This is a genomic window from Flavobacteriaceae bacterium (assembly GCA_003443635.1).
Lineage (GTDB): Bacteria > Bacteroidota > Bacteroidia > Flavobacteriales > Flavobacteriaceae > AU392.
The window spans coordinates 2085079-2100691 of record CP031964.1 but is presented as its reverse complement, the minus strand read 5'-3'; the positions used below and the strand labels follow the sequence as shown (position 1 = coordinate 2100691).

At 31.8% G+C, this 15613-nt stretch carries 14 protein-coding genes; 7 read left to right on the top strand and 7 right to left on the bottom strand.

All coding sequences use genetic code 11. From position 1 onward, the window contains the following. Position 1 precedes the first annotated feature (1 nt). Complete coding sequence (locus D1817_09575) at positions 2-1159, top strand: DUF1704 domain-containing protein (GenBank protein ID AXT20121.1); 1158 nt, start codon at positions 2-4, stop codon at positions 1157-1159. 1 nt (position 1160) lies between these two features. On the opposite strand, the gene D1817_09570 is transcribed toward D1817_09575, so the two are convergent. The 5 genes from D1817_09570 to D1817_09550 form a co-directional block, all read right to left on the bottom strand. Continuing rightward, complete coding sequence (locus D1817_09570; protein AXT20120.1) at positions 1161-1577, bottom strand: DUF393 domain-containing protein; 417 nt, start codon at positions 1575-1577, stop codon at positions 1161-1163. Then, positions 1578-3746, bottom strand: coding sequence for a DNA mismatch repair protein MutS (locus D1817_09565; protein ID AXT20119.1), 2169 nt, complete (start codon positions 3744-3746; stop codon positions 1578-1580). A 150-nt stretch (positions 3747-3896) separates the two neighbouring features. Next, complete coding sequence (locus D1817_09560; GenBank protein ID AXT20118.1) at positions 3897-4898, bottom strand: hypothetical protein; 1002 nt, start codon at positions 4896-4898, stop codon at positions 3897-3899. A gap of 66 nt (positions 4899-4964) precedes the next feature. Continuing rightward, positions 4965-5759 carry a hypothetical protein gene (locus D1817_09555; protein AXT20117.1) on the bottom strand — a complete coding sequence of 265 codons (795 nt, stop codon included), beginning with the start codon at positions 5757-5759 and terminating at the stop codon, positions 4965-4967. A 40-nt stretch (positions 5760-5799) separates the two neighbouring features. Continuing rightward, positions 5800-7452: an amidase gene (locus D1817_09550; GenBank protein AXT20116.1), complete on the bottom strand. Its 1653-nt coding sequence runs from the start codon at positions 7450-7452 to the stop codon at positions 5800-5802. A 161-nt stretch (positions 7453-7613) separates the two neighbouring features. Between D1817_09550 and D1817_09545 the strand changes: the two genes are divergently transcribed. The 6 genes from D1817_09545 to D1817_09520 all read left to right on the top strand — a co-directional run bounded on the left by D1817_09545 (position 7614) and on the right by D1817_09520 (position 13763). Further along, positions 7614-8828, top strand: coding sequence for a diguanylate cyclase (locus tag D1817_09545; protein AXT20115.1), 1215 nt, complete (start codon positions 7614-7616; stop codon positions 8826-8828). A gap of 4 nt (positions 8829-8832) precedes the next feature. Further along, positions 8833-9498, top strand: coding sequence for a hypothetical protein (locus tag D1817_09540; GenBank protein AXT20114.1), 666 nt, complete (start codon positions 8833-8835; stop codon positions 9496-9498). Positions 9499-9594: 96 nt separating this feature from the next. Continuing rightward, positions 9595-11028 carry a hypothetical protein gene (locus D1817_09535; GenBank protein AXT20113.1) on the top strand — a complete coding sequence of 478 codons (1434 nt, stop codon included), beginning with the start codon at positions 9595-9597 and terminating at the stop codon, positions 11026-11028. Between the two features lie 6 nt (positions 11029-11034). After that, positions 11035-12891, top strand: a complete 1857-nt coding sequence (locus D1817_09530; GenBank protein ID AXT20112.1) for a S9 family peptidase — start codon at positions 11035-11037, stop codon at positions 12889-12891. Positions 12892-12912: 21 nt separating this feature from the next. Next, complete coding sequence (locus tag D1817_09525) at positions 12913-13578, top strand: uracil-DNA glycosylase (GenBank protein AXT20111.1); 666 nt, start codon at positions 12913-12915, stop codon at positions 13576-13578. Further along, complete coding sequence (locus D1817_09520; GenBank protein ID AXT20110.1) at positions 13572-13763, top strand: hypothetical protein; 192 nt, start codon at positions 13572-13574, stop codon at positions 13761-13763. The genes D1817_09525 and D1817_09520 overlap by 7 nt, the downstream gene beginning before the upstream one ends. A 107-nt stretch (positions 13764-13870) precedes the next feature. On the opposite strand, the gene D1817_09515 is transcribed toward D1817_09520, so the two are convergent. Together D1817_09515 and D1817_09510 are read right to left on the bottom strand one after the other, a co-directional pair. Continuing rightward, positions 13871-14731, bottom strand: a complete 861-nt coding sequence (locus tag D1817_09515; GenBank protein ID AXT20109.1) for an ABC transporter substrate-binding protein — start codon at positions 14729-14731, stop codon at positions 13871-13873. Between the two features lie 9 nt (positions 14732-14740). Continuing rightward, positions 14741-15610, bottom strand: coding sequence for a phosphorylase (locus tag D1817_09510; GenBank protein ID AXT20108.1), 870 nt, complete (start codon positions 15608-15610; stop codon positions 14741-14743). Positions 15611-15613 lie beyond the last annotated feature (3 nt).

Below are 15613 nucleotides of genomic sequence, written 5' to 3'. Positions count from 1 at the left end.
GATGAAAGATATGAATATAGCAACGAAACATCTTTTAAAAATAGATGAAGTAGTAGATGGTTTAGTAAAAAAAATTGAACTTTTAAATTATGTGAATCCTATAAATATAGAAGAAGAGAAGCAACGTTTTTTTTCTTCAAAGTATTTAACAGACCCTATCTTTAAATACCCAGTGTTAGATTTCGATCGTTTTAATTTATTGAGGAATTTATTTGCACAGCCCATTGAAAAAATTGAAGACCTACAGATACGACAACTATATGAGGATATTATTTATTCATATTCAGGATTAATTCAAGCTATAGGTTGTATAGGGGCTAATAAGAATTTTTATTACAATTGTTTACGTAGTTATGGTACACCCACAGAAAAAGATGTAGAAAATGCAAGATTCATTCTTCATTTTGAAGAAGAAGAAGATTCAGAACCCCATTTTCTTCCTAAATATACTTCAGGGGAAGCTTCGCGTTTTTTTAAAGATTATTCTAAACAATATGATTTTGATTATGCTATTGTAGAGTCTGATAAAATGTCAGCAATAGCAATGGTATTAAATAATATAAAAACACTTGTTTTAAATAAGAATTATGCTTATTCGGATAATGAGGTTAAAGTTTTGGCTAATCATGAAATAGGAGTGCATATGGTAACTACTATGAATGGTATTGAGCATCCTTTAAAAGTGTTTTCTCATGGATTCCCTAATAATGAAGAAACTCAAGAAGGTTTGGCTGTATTTGCTGAATATATGAGCAATAACTTAACTATTAAACGCTTAAAAGAACTAGCTTATAGAGTAATTGCAGTAGATAGCTTAGCAAAAGGATATTCGTTCTCAAAAACCTTTAGAATGCTTCATAATCAATACGATTTAGATAGGGAGAAAGCATTTTATATTACTGTTAGAGTACATCGTGGAGGTGGATTTACAAAAGATTATCTATATCTTACAGGGCTTAAAAAAGTATATGATTATTATCAGGCAGGGAAAGATTTGAGTATCTTACTTACAGGGAAAGTTACAATAGATTATGCTGACGATATCACATATTTAATAAATAAGGGTTTAGCAGTACCTGCAAAACATATTACAGATGCGTATATAGAAAATAATAATACTAATAAAACGGTAGACTTTATTTTAAAAAACTTAAAGTAATTCACTCCAAAAACTTACTTTTTAACTCTGGTGTAGGAATCATACATTGATCTTTTTTGCCATACCATTTATAGCGATTTTTAGCAATATAATCATAAACCCAGTTTCTAATAAACGAGGGGAGGATTAAAAATATACTTAGTAAACTTGTTGGAATACCTAAATGTGATGCTATTTTTAAAGCAGCAGTAGATCTAGAAAATAATCCTTTTTTTGGATTATAGAGCAATATCGAATCTGTTTTGGAAATATCTAGGTTGTATTTTTGAATAAGCTGTTTACCAATATCAGATTGTAACGGAGCAAACATAAATACGTCTTTTTTATCTCTCTTTATCACATACAACACCGAAGCATTACAAAGGTTACACACTCCGTCAAATAAAATCAATTTTTTATGTTCAGGGATTTCTATCATTTATTTTTTAGTTGTTTCAACAAGCTCTAAGCTATCGATACTTACATTGGTAGTAAAGATACCATAATTAACTACTGCTTTGTTTTTTTCTATTTTGTCAATACTACCAACGGCACGTCCATCCTCCATACGTACTCGATCTCCAATTTTTAATACAGGCTTTGGTTTAGGAGCTTCAATTGCTTTTTGTTTTGCTGCTTTTTTCTTTTTTCTGATTACAGCAACTTTTTGTTCTACTTCTACCTTTATTTGTTGTTCTTTTACTTTTTCTATTTTTTTCTGTTTTGGAGTTACTTTTTTTCGTTTTGAATTTTCGACCTCAACGATCTTCATAAATTCAGCAATCAATTCTCGTTTTTTCTTATTTTGAAAATACTTTTCAGAAATGGTATTAATTTTTTGACCTAAATAAATTAAACGTTGGTTACTATCGTAAAGTTCTTGATAACTTTCGAGCTTACGTTGAATTTTATCGTTTATACCTTCTAATTTATCAGCTTCAGCTAATTTTTTCTGCTCATTTACTTTTAGAGAACGTTCTGTTTTTTCTAGCTTAGAACGTTCTTTTTGTAGCTTAGCTATAGTCGCATCAAAACGAACTTTACTACGCTCAATTTTCTTTTTAGCTTTATTAATTAAACTATATGGGATTCCGTTTTTCTGTGCAACCTCAAAAGTAAACGAACTTCCAGCTTGACCAATAGCTAATTTATACATAGGTTCTAAGCTACGCTCATCAAACATCATATTTGCATTGAGCATATGTGGTAATTCATTAGCTAGTATCTTTAAATTGGAATAATGAGTAGTTATAATACCAAACGCTTCACGTTCGTAAAATACTTCTAAAAAAGTTTCAGCTAAAGCTCCACCAAGTTCAGGGTCACTTCCTGTACCAAATTCATCAATTAAAAAGAGTGTGTTTTTATTACATTTTTTCAAGAAATAGTTCATTTGTTTTAAGCGATAACTATAAGTGCTCAAATGATTTTCTATAGACTGATTATCACCAATATCACTTAAAACACGATCAAATAAACAAGTTTTACTACGTTCGTGCACAGGAATTAACATTCCGCTTTGTAGCATTATTTGCAATAATCCTACTGTTTTTAACGTGATGCTTTTTCCACCTGCATTTGGTCCAGAAATAACTATAATTCTACTGTTTTGATTTAGCTCTATAGTTTGAGGGAATGTTTTTTCTTTCTTCTGTAAATTATTTAAATATAGCAATGGGTGATACGCATCTCTAATATAAAAACTACGGTCTTCTGTAATTTCTGGAAGAATACCATTAATAGATTGTGCATACTTTGCTTTTGCATAAATAACATCTAAATGAGTTAAAAACTCTTGATATTTTTGTAGTAGCGATAAAAATGGACGAATAAAATTGGTTAACTGTTTTAAAATGCGAACAACCTCTTCATGCTCTTCATATTCTAGATTATTAAGTTCTCGTGTAAATTGTAAAGTAGTTTCAGGTTCGATATAAACGATACTCCCCGTTTTACTACCCCCCATTATAGCTCCCTTTACTTTTCGTCTATACATTGCTTTTACAGCTAAAACACGATGATTATCAATAACAGATTCTCGAATCTCATCCAAATAATCTAAATTATGATAACTATTTAAAGCAGACACAAAACTAGAATTGATCTTACCTTTTAATCCGTTTATAGATTTTCTAAGACTATAAAGTAGTTCTGAGGCATTATCCTTTACTTGATCAAACTTATCAATAGTATCATCTACTTTTTTAATAATAACTTCAGTATGTTCAATTTCAGAAGAAACTTTAGCTAAGTTTGGATAATATGTATTAAATTTTTTAAGAAACTTTATTAGCTCATTGACCGTTAAAGAAATGGAAACTAACTTTTTAAAACTAGGAACTTCTAAAAAACTGTTTTCTATACTTAATAATTGTAATTCTTTATCGATAATATCAAATCCATGATTAGGGATACGATTATCATTATAAAAAGAAGAAACATACTCATGAGTTAATTGCAAAGCATTATAAACTAATTCCTTAGTCTTGAAAGGTTTAATTTGTAATGTGTGTTCCTTTCCTGGATTAGTAATACAATGTGTACTTACTTGTTGTAAAACAGTATTATATTCTAAATCTTGTAATGTTTTTTCGTGAATGTTTATCATCTTTTAGTTTCCACAAAAAATGGAACTCTTTTTATTGCTTTTAAGATATAACAAAGTTACATATAACAATTGAACTATGAAGTTTTAAAAAAATCCCGGTTAAGAATAATATCTATAAAATTTACAATAACAATTTTTCATTATTCTCCTTTATTTTTTAATTGTCCAAGAAATAAATTGTTCAAATATTCGATCCCAATGCTTGATTTTTTTTCCATTCTTTTCTACAATGTATCCATGGTTGCAATCAATACAAACTTCAAAAGTTAAATTATTTTTCCTTCTTTCCATAAACTGAATAGGAATCAAATAAGCAGTTTCGATAGGAGTACTTTCATCTTTAGTTCCAAAAACTGCATATATAGGAATGTCAATATTTAATAAATTTTCTATCGGAGGTGTTTCATATGATGACCATCTCTTGTTTGTAAATCCAAAATGATCAACTTCAGTAGAATTAGGATTTTCTATAACAGATTGATACCAATTAAGAATTCCCATTATATTATTGTGAGATATAGAATCTGATTGTTTACCTTGTAAAGTTTCAATCCTATCAAATAGAGAGAATTCGTAAAAATTGTTTAAAACATTTCCGGACCAAAAACCTAAGTGGGTTATATATTTATTCTTTTTAGCAAGTTCGGCAGCAATTACTGCTCCTTCAGAATGACCATAAACAATTATTCTTTCAGGTTTTACAAGATGATTTTGAACAATATGATTGATGGATTGATGAATTTGATTAACCCTATATTCTTGGTAATTTTTTTGATAATATTTTTTTGGAACAAAAAGGCTATCTTCATTAATTATACCTTCTAGTCCGGGTTTTGGAATAATTGCATAAGTGTAAGTAGAATCAAGAGTTTTATAGTCACTCCCAAACCACCTTGAGATTGTACTTCCTTTATTTTTTTTCTTAAATGAAAAAATAGGGTTAGGATCTGTACCTTGAATATATACTACTAATTTACTTGGTTTTGTTTTATACTTTTTAAGGTAATATGTAATAGTATCAGATTTTTCAAGAATATGGTCCTTTAAAAAAGCATATTTTTTTAAAGCATCATTAATTGTTGGGGTCTTATTTTCTTGAGATATTGCAATTGTTGAAATAAATATGAATAAATTAAAGAAAAGTGATTTCATGGATTTTCAATTAATGTTTTAATTTCATAAATATCAGCATTAAGATATAATCTTCATTCTAAATATTTATTTTTCAATATATCCATCAGGAATTTTGAAATTAGCTTTTAAATCATCTATAAATTGAATATTACTAAGTGTGGCACTCCCAATTTTATTGGTTAACCCTTCTTCTGTTCGCCATTCCCAAAATATCCAATTATGGGCAAAAGGAATGTCATTGATAGGTTTGTAATCTAGATATTGAATAGCATGTGGATCTTTTTCGGCTTCTTCAGTTGTTTTTCCTAATGTAACAATGTAAGCGGCGTGATCTATAATATTTGTATTCTTATCAGAATACACAACATACCAATCGTCTGGAGCATCACCTATATTGGCTTCAAAAGTTAATTTACTTGCATTAAATTGGTTCTCAGATTCTGAAGGCGTATAGGAAGACCACTTTGTACCATTATCATTTAATTTATACGGGAATAAGAAAAAATAACTCCATGTGTAGGCGCCAAATCTTACAGATGGATCATCTTTTAATCCTGGTGAACAAAATACTTTATCGTTATGAATGTATATTTTCTCTCCATTTTTCATTTCAATAATACTATATTCTGAATTTGTAGATACAGAAATTGTAGCATCTAAAATTTGCTGCCCTCCAAACGTAAGATCAATATCAAATTTAATTGCTTTGCTTATATCAAAAATAGCCTTTTTATGTGCTATTTCAATGAGATCAGTATGTGAATTTATTTTGCTTTCAACTACTGTTTCAATTTCATTACTAGGAATACTATCCTTCTTTACTTCTTTTTTACAACCTGTAAGAGTAATTATTACAAGTATTATTAATATATTTTTCATTGTTTTATAACGTTAATTTTTTTACTTAATGAGGATGGAATTAATTATATAATTTAGGGGTTTCTCGTTTTTGATACTCTTGTTCTAATGCATAAGCAATTTTCAGAAGCTTACTTTCCATATATGATGGAGCCATAAATGTAAGCCCGATAGGTTCTCCTGCATCTGAATATCCCATAGGCATTGTCAAGCAAGGATAATTTGCCATTGCAGCATTTCTTGCATTAAAATTATTAATGGATAGCACAACATCTAAATCGTGCTCTTTCATTGGTGTCTCAAAATATTTAAGCCCTTCTGCTTTTAATTGTTTTCTTAATGTAATCATTTCTTCATCACTTACATGTTCTGTTAAAATACCTTCTAACCTCCCTTGCCCATAAGGAATCCTTAAAGTAGAATCTTGCTTATTATAAGCAATAATATCTGCTACCGAGCGGTGTTTAAAACCTTTAGGGAGATAAGCATCTATATATTTTGCCAAGTCATTATTCATATCTACTCGTAATAAACTAGTAAATCCCTCAGAATTAATCTCAGGAAATTCAAACTCAATAGCAATACCGCCTAAAGCAACTATTTTTTCAACAACTAACATATATGTAGAGTCTGTTGTTAACCTTTTATTCACTCCAAACCTAATACCGCTTAATGAACTTTCTTTTAAATCGCTCCAATATTCAATATTTTTAGGATTATCTTTAGTAGCCGGATCGGTTGGATCTTCACCTGTCATAGCAGATAATAAAATAGCATTATCAATCACAGTCCTAGTCATGGGCCCAGGAGTATCTACTGTACTCGATAATGGTACGATACCACTTCTACTTAACAACCCAGTTGTAGGTTTTAATCCAATTAAAGAATGCTTACTAGAAGGCGAAAGTATAGATCCTGAAGTTTCTGTGCCTACAGCTGCCACTGCATAATTAACAGCCATACTAGAACCACTTCCTGAACTTGAGCCCCCAGTATCGAATATTTTCCTTCCATAAGGGTTTAGAGTTTGCCCACCAATGGCACTATATCCGTTTGGGCCGCCAAGAGTTAAGTAATTAGCCCATTCACTTAAATTAGCTTTTCCTAAAATAATACCCCCTTTTTCTTTTATACGCTCAGTAATATAAGCATCGGGAGTAGAGTTATTTTTTAATATATGAGCTCCAGCTGTCGTATACATTCCTTGTGTATTAATATTATCTTTTAAAAGGATTGGCATCCCAAATATGGGATGATTATTATTGGAGGTATTTGCATCTTTTTTTTCTGCCTCTGAAACAGCTTCAGGGTTTATAGAGATAATAGCATTTAAATATGTTTCTTGGTTATTTTCAAATTTCACAATTCTATATAAATACCACTGTGTAAGTATTTTATAAGTCAATTTTCCTGATTGAATATGAGATTGGATGGTTGGAATATCTTGCTCTAAAATCAAAGGCTTTAATACATTATAATCGTCTTCAGAAAAATCTGCAATTTGCGGCGCTATAGTGTTCCAAATATCATTCTTATCTAATACCTTAGATTGAATAAGTTTGTAACGCATTCTTCTAGATTGATGCTTAGCACTTTCTGCTAGTTCTTTAGATTCATCATACGATACCCAAGGCAAAATTGTAGTTGCTTCTTTGGTTTCAGATTGTTTACAACTAAATAGTAATAATAATAAAATAAAGCTTAAATATCTCATAACATTTGATTGATAAGAATGTAACTTAAAATAAGAGTGTAATTTATAAAATATATTTCGCTTAAATAAGATATTACCTCGTAATTATTTTAACGTAGTATGGCTTATTTATATAACATAAATTTCCTACTTTAGAAGCTCAATTTTTCTAAAAATACATAATGGGTTCTAACAAAAACTATAAAGGATATCAATCTTTTCAATATCTTGAAAAAGATGTGGATTATAAATATTTTGAGCAAGCACAACAAGTAGATCGAGTACCGTCTACTAAAGTATCTCTAAATAACGAACAAGAACAGCTTGTTGCTAAAATATTGAAAGAGCAAATTATCATTAGTGTACACGAACATTTAGGAACTTTTCCAAAAGATATTATGGAAACACCTGCATATATCAAAGAAGGAAGAATGTTTACTGGATTTGAAGGATTAGCTAAAGGACATTGGGATTGTGTGTTTGATAATTTAATGAATGGTGTTTGTCAGATTCATTCAAAAGGTGGATGGAAATGGAGTGAAGTGACACATGATTTAGGAATGCGTTTATGTGATATTGCCCATCAAGATTTTGTAATTCATTGTAAAACAGTTGATGATATTTATCGCGCACATAAAGAAGGAAAAGTAGCTTGGGTGGCTGTAATGGAAGGCTCGATGATGATAGAAAATGAATTAGATCGTTTAGATTTATTATATGGATTTGGCCTACGTTCTATAGGGATTACTTACAGTGAATCTAATGCATTAGGTTCAGGGCTCAAAGAAGCTCGCGATGGAGGCTTAACTCAATTTGGAAAACGTGCTGTTGAGCGTATGAATAAAGTAGGATTGTTAATTGATGTATCGCATTGTGGTGACCAAACAGCAATGGATACCATTGAACATAGTAAAAAACCAATTATAGTTAGTCATATTGGGGCAAAAGCACTTTGGAATACCAATCGCATGGCACCAGACAATGTATTTAAAGCTTGTGCCGATAAAGGCGGTGTTATTGGTATTGAAGCTGCACCACATACCACATTAACGCCAAATAACAGAACTCATAATTTAGATGCTGTGATGGAACATTTTGAATATGTAAAAGATTTAGTGGGGATTGACCATGTAACCTTAGGCCCAGACACATTGTATGGTGACCACGTAGGTTTACATAAAGCTTATACTAAGGCGTTATCTTTAAAAGCTTCTAAAAATGTTGGGAAACCAGGAATGGAATATAATCCGGTAGAGTTTGTTGACGGATTAGAAAACCCAACCGAAGGCTCATACAATATTGTACGTTGGTTAGTAAAACATAATTACTCACAAGAGCAGATTGCTAAAATTATGGGCGAAAATACATTACGATTACTAAAAGAAGTTTGGGTTTAGTTAGATGAGGAAGACCGCATTTTTATTTGTAGTGTTTTTTACAGTTATTATAGGAGCACAAAGTGAATTGACTAGTGCTTCTGTAGAAATTGATATAAAGGACACTTCTTATATTGAAGTCAAACAAACACTACTTTTAAATATACCAGACTCTATTCAGCAATTGAATTTAAAACTATTAAAGTTTGAAGGTATATCTGTAACACTTAATAAAGTCAACTCTAATAAAGAAATGATAAACTTTACTAAAGAAGACTCTAAAGAATTGCAAGAAATAATACTCTTTTCAAATGGTAGGCCATTTCAAACTATTGAATTGAATTATAGCGTTCAAGTTGAAAATGAGGAATTTTATTTGCCTTTATTTTTTACAGAATTGCTAGCGTCATCGTCAGATAATGATTTTTTCAATGCACGTATTAAAATGCAAAACAATCAGAATATCATCATGCATTTCCCTAATGTAGAACTTACAGAAAATGTAGAGTTCAATAAAAAAAATATCACAATGCAAGTGCCTGCATTACCTTCGTTATTTCGAATGGAATTTACATCAGAAACAGTTTCTAGAGCTTCAGTTACTGCAATTGTAGATTGGGTGATTGCTTTAGTTTTTGTACTGATTGGTATTATAATTTGGAGAAACCGAAAACAATTAATGTATGGATAAATTTATCTTTTGGGGTTTGTTTTTAGTACTTGGACTCATTGTTATAGGTTATGTGCTTTGGATGTATTGGGTAGAATGTAAAGAGAAAAAAGAAGAATGATAGATTTACAATACATCATATTCATCGGGTATTTTTTGCTCGTTTTCCTCATTGGATGGATAAGTTTAAAATGGACCAAATCTGAAGACGATTATTGGATTGCAGGAGGTAAACTTGGTTGGGGTATCGGTGGTGCGACTATGGCTGCAACACATACCAGTGCAGGAACGTTTATAGGTACTATCGGAGTCATTTATTCTGTAGGTTGGTCTTTTGGTTGGGTGTTGATATCTATCCCGTTGGCCTATTGGTTTATGGTAGCAGTATTAGCACCACGATTTACAACTATAAAAGAATTAACCTTACCCGCTTTTTTACAACGCCGATATCAAAGCAAAACAGCTAGAGGTGTGGGAGGTGTTATTATATTAATTGCTACGGTTGTGTATATTCAAGCACAAATTGTAGCAGGTGGATTGGTAGCCAATGTAGTTTTTGGAATTGAACCCATAACAGGGATGATTATTTTCACCATTATTCTTTTGATTTATACTTTAGTAGGAGGGATGCTAGCAGTAGCGTATACGGATTTCTTACAGATGATTATTATGATTGTGGGTACTTTGGTGTCTGTGCCATTAGCTTTAATGCATTTTGATAGCCTATCGGTTATTATTGATAAAGTAGAAGCGATAAAACCTTTAGCTTTAGATTGGAATGGATTCCCCACGGTATTACTTATTACTTTAGGTTTAGCATTTTTCTTAGGCTCTGTAGCAACACCTGAAAAAGTAATCCGCTTATATGCCATGAAAGATATGAAAGCGATACGACGAGGTATTTTATTAGCTGTGATAGTAGTTACAGGAATTAATCTAATGGTATTCATTTTAGCATTGGTTTCTATGGTGTTATTTCCCAATTTACCAACAGGAGATTTAGCCATGCCACTCATCGCAAAAGCATTACTGCCAACGTTTGTAGGAACCATTATGCTAGCAGCAATTACATCGGCAATGATGTCCACAGTAGACTCATTATTATTGGTGGCTGGTTCAGCATTATCCGAAGATATTTATCAAAACATGCTCGATAAAAAAGCGTCTAAATCTAAGCGTTTAGTAGTTGCTCGAATAGGAATTTTAATAGTAGGTATTGTACCCTTAATTTCTGTGATATTAGGTTTTGCTGAAGGTGAACTGATTCAATTTATTGTCATTTTGTTTACAGCAATTATGGCAGCAGGATTTTTTACGCCTGTCGTTGGCGGGATTCTATGGAAACGTGCTACGAAGTACGGAGCCATAGCTTCTATGATAGGAGGCGTTTTGGTTACTGGATTATGGAAAGCTTTTGGAAGTGAATTAATTTACCCAGTATTACCTGGTTTTATAGTAAGTGTGTTGTGTTATGTATTATTTAGCTTAGTAACAAAACCGCCACCAGATAGTGCTTGGAAACCTTATTTTGAAAAGAAAAACATTAAATAAATAGTTATGCAAAAGTCTATCAAATTACTAATATGTTTCCTGGTATTAGGAAGTACAGTTATAGCTCAAGATGAATTGCCGCTAACTTGGCAAAATATCTTTACTAAAAATACAGGAGCAGCTCAAGCGGCATTATCGCCTGACGGAAGTATGGTTGCTATTACAGGGCGAACAGCCACACAAGGCGGTATATTTCTTAAAAAAATTGGGAGTGACGAGCCACCACAATTTTGGGCGGCTGGCGGCTCACCTTCTTGGTTTGCCGATGGTAAAAAGATTGTGTTTTCTAGCCGAGGTGATTTATGGACTATTGAAGTTGGAAGTACAACACCAAAACAAATTACTGAAGATAGAGAAGGTGAACGTGCACCACAACCATCACCAGATGGGAAGCATATAGCGTTTTATAGTGGACGCTCAGGCTATCAAGATATTTGGGTAGTTAACGCAGATGGTTCTGGTGGATTAAAACAATTGACTAAAGATGCGATGGCTAATGATGATTTTAGATTTTCACCATCGTGGTCACCGGATAGTAAGCAAATTGCCTATTATTCTTTTAAAGGAAATTATTGGGAAGATGATATTTGGGTGATAGATGTCACTTCAGGAAAAGAACGTCAAGTCTCTAAAAACTTAATGGCGATGTCTAAACCTGTTTGGTCACCCGATGGGAAACAAATCGCACTGTTTGCCAATGCGAAAGACGAATATTGGTATGAAGATTTACAATACATCTATTTGATAGACCCAGTTAAAGGAGAAGATAAAAAATTGAAGATGCAAGTCCACGCTACGGATTTATTGTTTAACCACACCGTAACTTGGTCTGGTGATGGAAATGAATTGTTTTTTCCTTATCAAGAGCGCTCAGAGGTAGAATTATGGCGCGTACCATCTAAAGGAGGCGTTGCAACTCGTGTAACGAATATGCGTGGCGTATTCCGTAATTATAGTGCTAATGCAGATGCTACAGCGTTTACATTTGTACGTTCTACATCAACACGAGGTAGAGATGTAGATTATATCTCAGCTATTGGTGGTTCACCAAAACGCATTTCTCATTTTGCAACTGAATGGCAAGGTATTAAAACACCAGAAGAAATTAGTTATCGTAGTTGGGATGGCTTGTATATTCAAGGCTTTGTGTATTATCCACCAAATTTTAACCCATCAAAAACATATCCATCATTAGTACATGTTCATGGAGGAGGAACCAATACCTATTATAAAAGTTTAAGTTTAACGGAGCAATATATGGCGCAAAAAGGCTATGTGGTGATTGCGGTGAATTATCGTGGCGGTTCTGGTTTTGGACGCCCATTTCAAAATTTAAGTATTAACGATTGGGGTAATGGGCAAGCTAAAGATGCTGCTTCAGCATCCGATTTTATCCGAGCACAATCATGGTCAAATGGTAAAGTAGGGATTTATGGCTATAGTTATGGTGGTATTACTTCAATGGCAGCGATTACTAGAGTCCCTGATGCTTTTGATGCTGCAGTACCAATGGCTGGAATTTATGATTTTGGAGATGCGTATACTAATGCCGATAGAATAGGGAAGATTTTTACAAAAACTGGGCATAGTGGTTCACCAGAGGAGAAGCCAGAAATTTATGCTATAAGTAATGCGCTCTCCAGAGTTGAAAATGTAAAGACACCATTATTAATTATGCATGGTGAAGCAGATGTGCGCGCACCATATAGACAATACAAATTGGCTGTTAAGATTTTAAAAGAGAAGAATAAAGTATTTGAAAGCAAATCCTATCCAAACGAACCACACGGATTTAGGAACCCTCAAAACCGCGTGGATATGTATACGCGATTAGAGAATTGGTTTGCAAAGTGGTTGAAATAATAGATTTAAAATTTATTAGGGATGAATGTTAATATACATCAGAGTTGGAAACAATACCTTAAGGAAGAATTTAATAAACCTTATTTTGAAAAGTTAACCGCTTTTGTGAAATCTGAATATCAATCCCATCGATGTTATCCTAAAGGATCAGATATTTTTAATGCGTTTGATCGATGTACTTTTTCAGATACTAAAGTGGTAATTATTGGGCAAGATCCGTATCATGGAATTGGACAAGCAAATGGTTTATGTTTTTCTGTAAATGATGAGATAGCACACCCACCATCTTTAATTAATATATTTAAAGAAATAGAACAAGATTTAGGGAAAACATACCCCAAAAGCGGAAATTTAGAACGTTGGGCAGACCAAGGCGTATTATTATTAAATGCAACATTAACAGTAAAAGCTCATCAAGCTGGAAGTCATCAAAATAAAGGCTGGGAAATATTTACTGACGCAGTAATTAAAATTATTAGTGAATATAAAGAAAATGTTATTTTTTTATTATGGGGAGGATTTGCTAAAAAGAAAGCAAAGCTAATTAATTCAAAAAAGCATCATATTATAACATCAGGGCATCCTTCGCCATTAAGCGCTAATCGTGGCTATTGGTTTGGAAATAAGCATTTCAGTAAAACTAACTTCCTGTTGGAGAAAGCTGGATATCTTCCGATTGAGTGGTAGAGATTGCTTTAGTATTAATACTAATCTTAACTTCAGGCTTAGTAGGTTTTGATTCTTTTTTAAACTTATTGCAACTAAATTTTAGTAATAAAAAATTTAAAGCAATTAGTGATAAAAAAATTATCGCTATTGAGTTCATCGTTGGTTTGTTTTGGGCGCATAATTTTACTAAAGTACAAAAATAATACTTTATAAGAAAAACTTATACTTAAATTGTAATTTTTTATGGAGTAAAGCTACGTTATAAAAGAATACAAAACAATACGTAGCGCTACGTATGTTTTTTTAACATTTAAAGCTTCAAATCTGTTACCAAATCATCAAAATTAAACTTCTCTTTAATGATATTTAAAGTTAATAATTGCTCTTGAATACTATTAATCAATTGTTCGGATATATTAGATTGAGACCATTCTGTCAAGGATAGCCATTCTTGAACATCAATTAACTTTTGTCCATAACGATTTGCAATAAGGTGATCAATTCCAGAGATTTGTTTAAATTTTTTGGTTTCGTTATTAATAATATTTAAAATAGTTTTTAATACTTCCTTTTCATCTTTTATAAATTCTTCTCTGACAGCGATCACAAAACATGGCCATGGAGTAGGGCAGTTTCCAATATGTCTAAATATATTTTTATCTACAAGAGGTTTAGTTGTAAATCGTTCCCATAAAAAATAATCGGCCTTTTGCTGGGTTAAAGCTTCAACAGCACCATCCAAATTTTTAATAACTTCAAAATTTAAATCTTCTGTGGGATTCCAATTATTATTAGTAGCATTTATATAAGCCATTAAATGAGATCCAGACCCATACCTACTAATAGCGGCTCTAGTTCCTTTTATAGCTTCAAGCGATTTAAATTTAGAATCTTTAGCTACATGAATACCCCAAATTAATGGAGATTCTACAAAAACTTGTACTATTTTACTAGGATTACCTTCGGTAATATCTTTTATAATACCTTCTGTGAGTATTACTGCTAAATCAATTTCTTTATCACGAAGTGCTTTACACATTTGTCCAGTACCACCGTGATAGTCCTTCCAACGCAAATTAATCCCTTCTTTTTTATATGCTCCAGCTTTTAAAGTTAAATACCATGCTAAATTAAAATGTTCTGGTACGCCACCGACTCTAACCGTTTTCATAAATTCGATTTAAGATACTAATGTGTTAAGTGTATATTTTATTAAATTACTTACTATTATTTCTGGATTCTTACTAAATTCTCCAGTAGCTCGATTTGCTAAAATAGCATTTATAGAGATAGCTTTATGACCTAATAGTTTTGCTAAGCCATAAATTCCTGCTGTTTCCATTTCTAGATTAGTAATTACATTATTTTTAAATTTAAAGTTAGTTAATTTATGATTTAAATCTTCATCTTTTAAAGGTAGCCTTAATACCCTCCCTTGCGGACCATAAAACCCAGAATTTGTTGCAGTAAACCCTTTAATAATCATTGGAGAGTCAAATTTTTTTAGGAGTGTGTCATTAGCAAAAATCACATATGGATTTAATTTACTATCATGCCATCTCATATGTGTTAGAATTGCTTCAGAAATTGATTTTTCCTGTATATGATCACTATTGTAAAATTGAAGTAAATTATCAAAACCAACTGCAAGTTCACTAATTAAAAAACTATTTATAGGGATATTTTCTTGGATAGAGCCAGAAGTTCCAATTCTAATGATTTCTAAAGAAGTTAAATTATCTTTTACTCTTCGAGTAGAGAAATCAATATTTACTAATGCGTCTAATTCATTAAGTACAATATCAATATTATCAGTCCCAATTCCTGTAGAAATAACAGTAAGCCGCTTTCCTTTATAAATACCCGTTTGTGTATGGAATTCACGTTTTTGAATTACAAATTCAACGGTATCAAAAAACGATATAACTTGAGAAACTCTATCTGGATCACCTACAGTAATAATTGTATTAGCAATATGTTCAGGTCGTAAATTTAAGTGATAAATACTATTGTCTGAGTTTAATATGAGTTCTGACGCTTTTAAAGACATGAA

What these genes read in the sequence shown, in the direction of transcription:
- D1817_09535 (AXT20113.1), top strand. Translation starts at nt 9,595, where the DNA reads ATGATAGATTTACAATACATCATATTCATCGGGTATTTTTTGCTCGTT.
- D1817_09555 (AXT20117.1), bottom strand. Translation starts at nt 5,759, where the DNA reads ATGAAAAATATATTAATAATACTTGTAATAATTACTCTTACAGGTTGT.
- D1817_09575 (AXT20121.1), top strand. Translation starts at nt 2, where the DNA reads ATGAAAGATATGAATATAGCAACGAAACATCTTTTAAAAATAGATGAA.
- D1817_09565 (AXT20119.1), bottom strand. Translation starts at nt 3,746, where the DNA reads ATGATAAACATTCACGAAAAAACATTACAAGATTTAGAATATAATACT.
- D1817_09530 (AXT20112.1), top strand. Translation starts at nt 11,035, where the DNA reads ATGCAAAAGTCTATCAAATTACTAATATGTTTCCTGGTATTAGGAAGT.
- D1817_09570 (AXT20120.1), bottom strand. Translation starts at nt 1,577, where the DNA reads ATGATAGAAATCCCTGAACATAAAAAATTGATTTTATTTGACGGAGTG.
- D1817_09510 (AXT20108.1), bottom strand. Translation starts at nt 15,610, where the DNA reads ATGTCTTTAAAAGCGTCAGAACTCATATTAAACTCAGACAATAGTATT.
- D1817_09545 (AXT20115.1), top strand. Translation starts at nt 7,614, where the DNA reads ATGGGTTCTAACAAAAACTATAAAGGATATCAATCTTTTCAATATCTT.
- D1817_09540 (AXT20114.1), top strand. Translation starts at nt 8,833, where the DNA reads ATGAGGAAGACCGCATTTTTATTTGTAGTGTTTTTTACAGTTATTATA.
- D1817_09515 (AXT20109.1), bottom strand. Translation starts at nt 14,731, where the DNA reads ATGAAAACGGTTAGAGTCGGTGGCGTACCAGAACATTTTAATTTAGCA.
- D1817_09525 (AXT20111.1), top strand. Translation starts at nt 12,913, where the DNA reads ATGAATGTTAATATACATCAGAGTTGGAAACAATACCTTAAGGAAGAA.
- D1817_09550 (AXT20116.1), bottom strand. Translation starts at nt 7,452, where the DNA reads ATGAGATATTTAAGCTTTATTTTATTATTATTACTATTTAGTTGTAAA.
- D1817_09560 (AXT20118.1), bottom strand. Translation starts at nt 4,898, where the DNA reads ATGAAATCACTTTTCTTTAATTTATTCATATTTATTTCAACAATTGCA.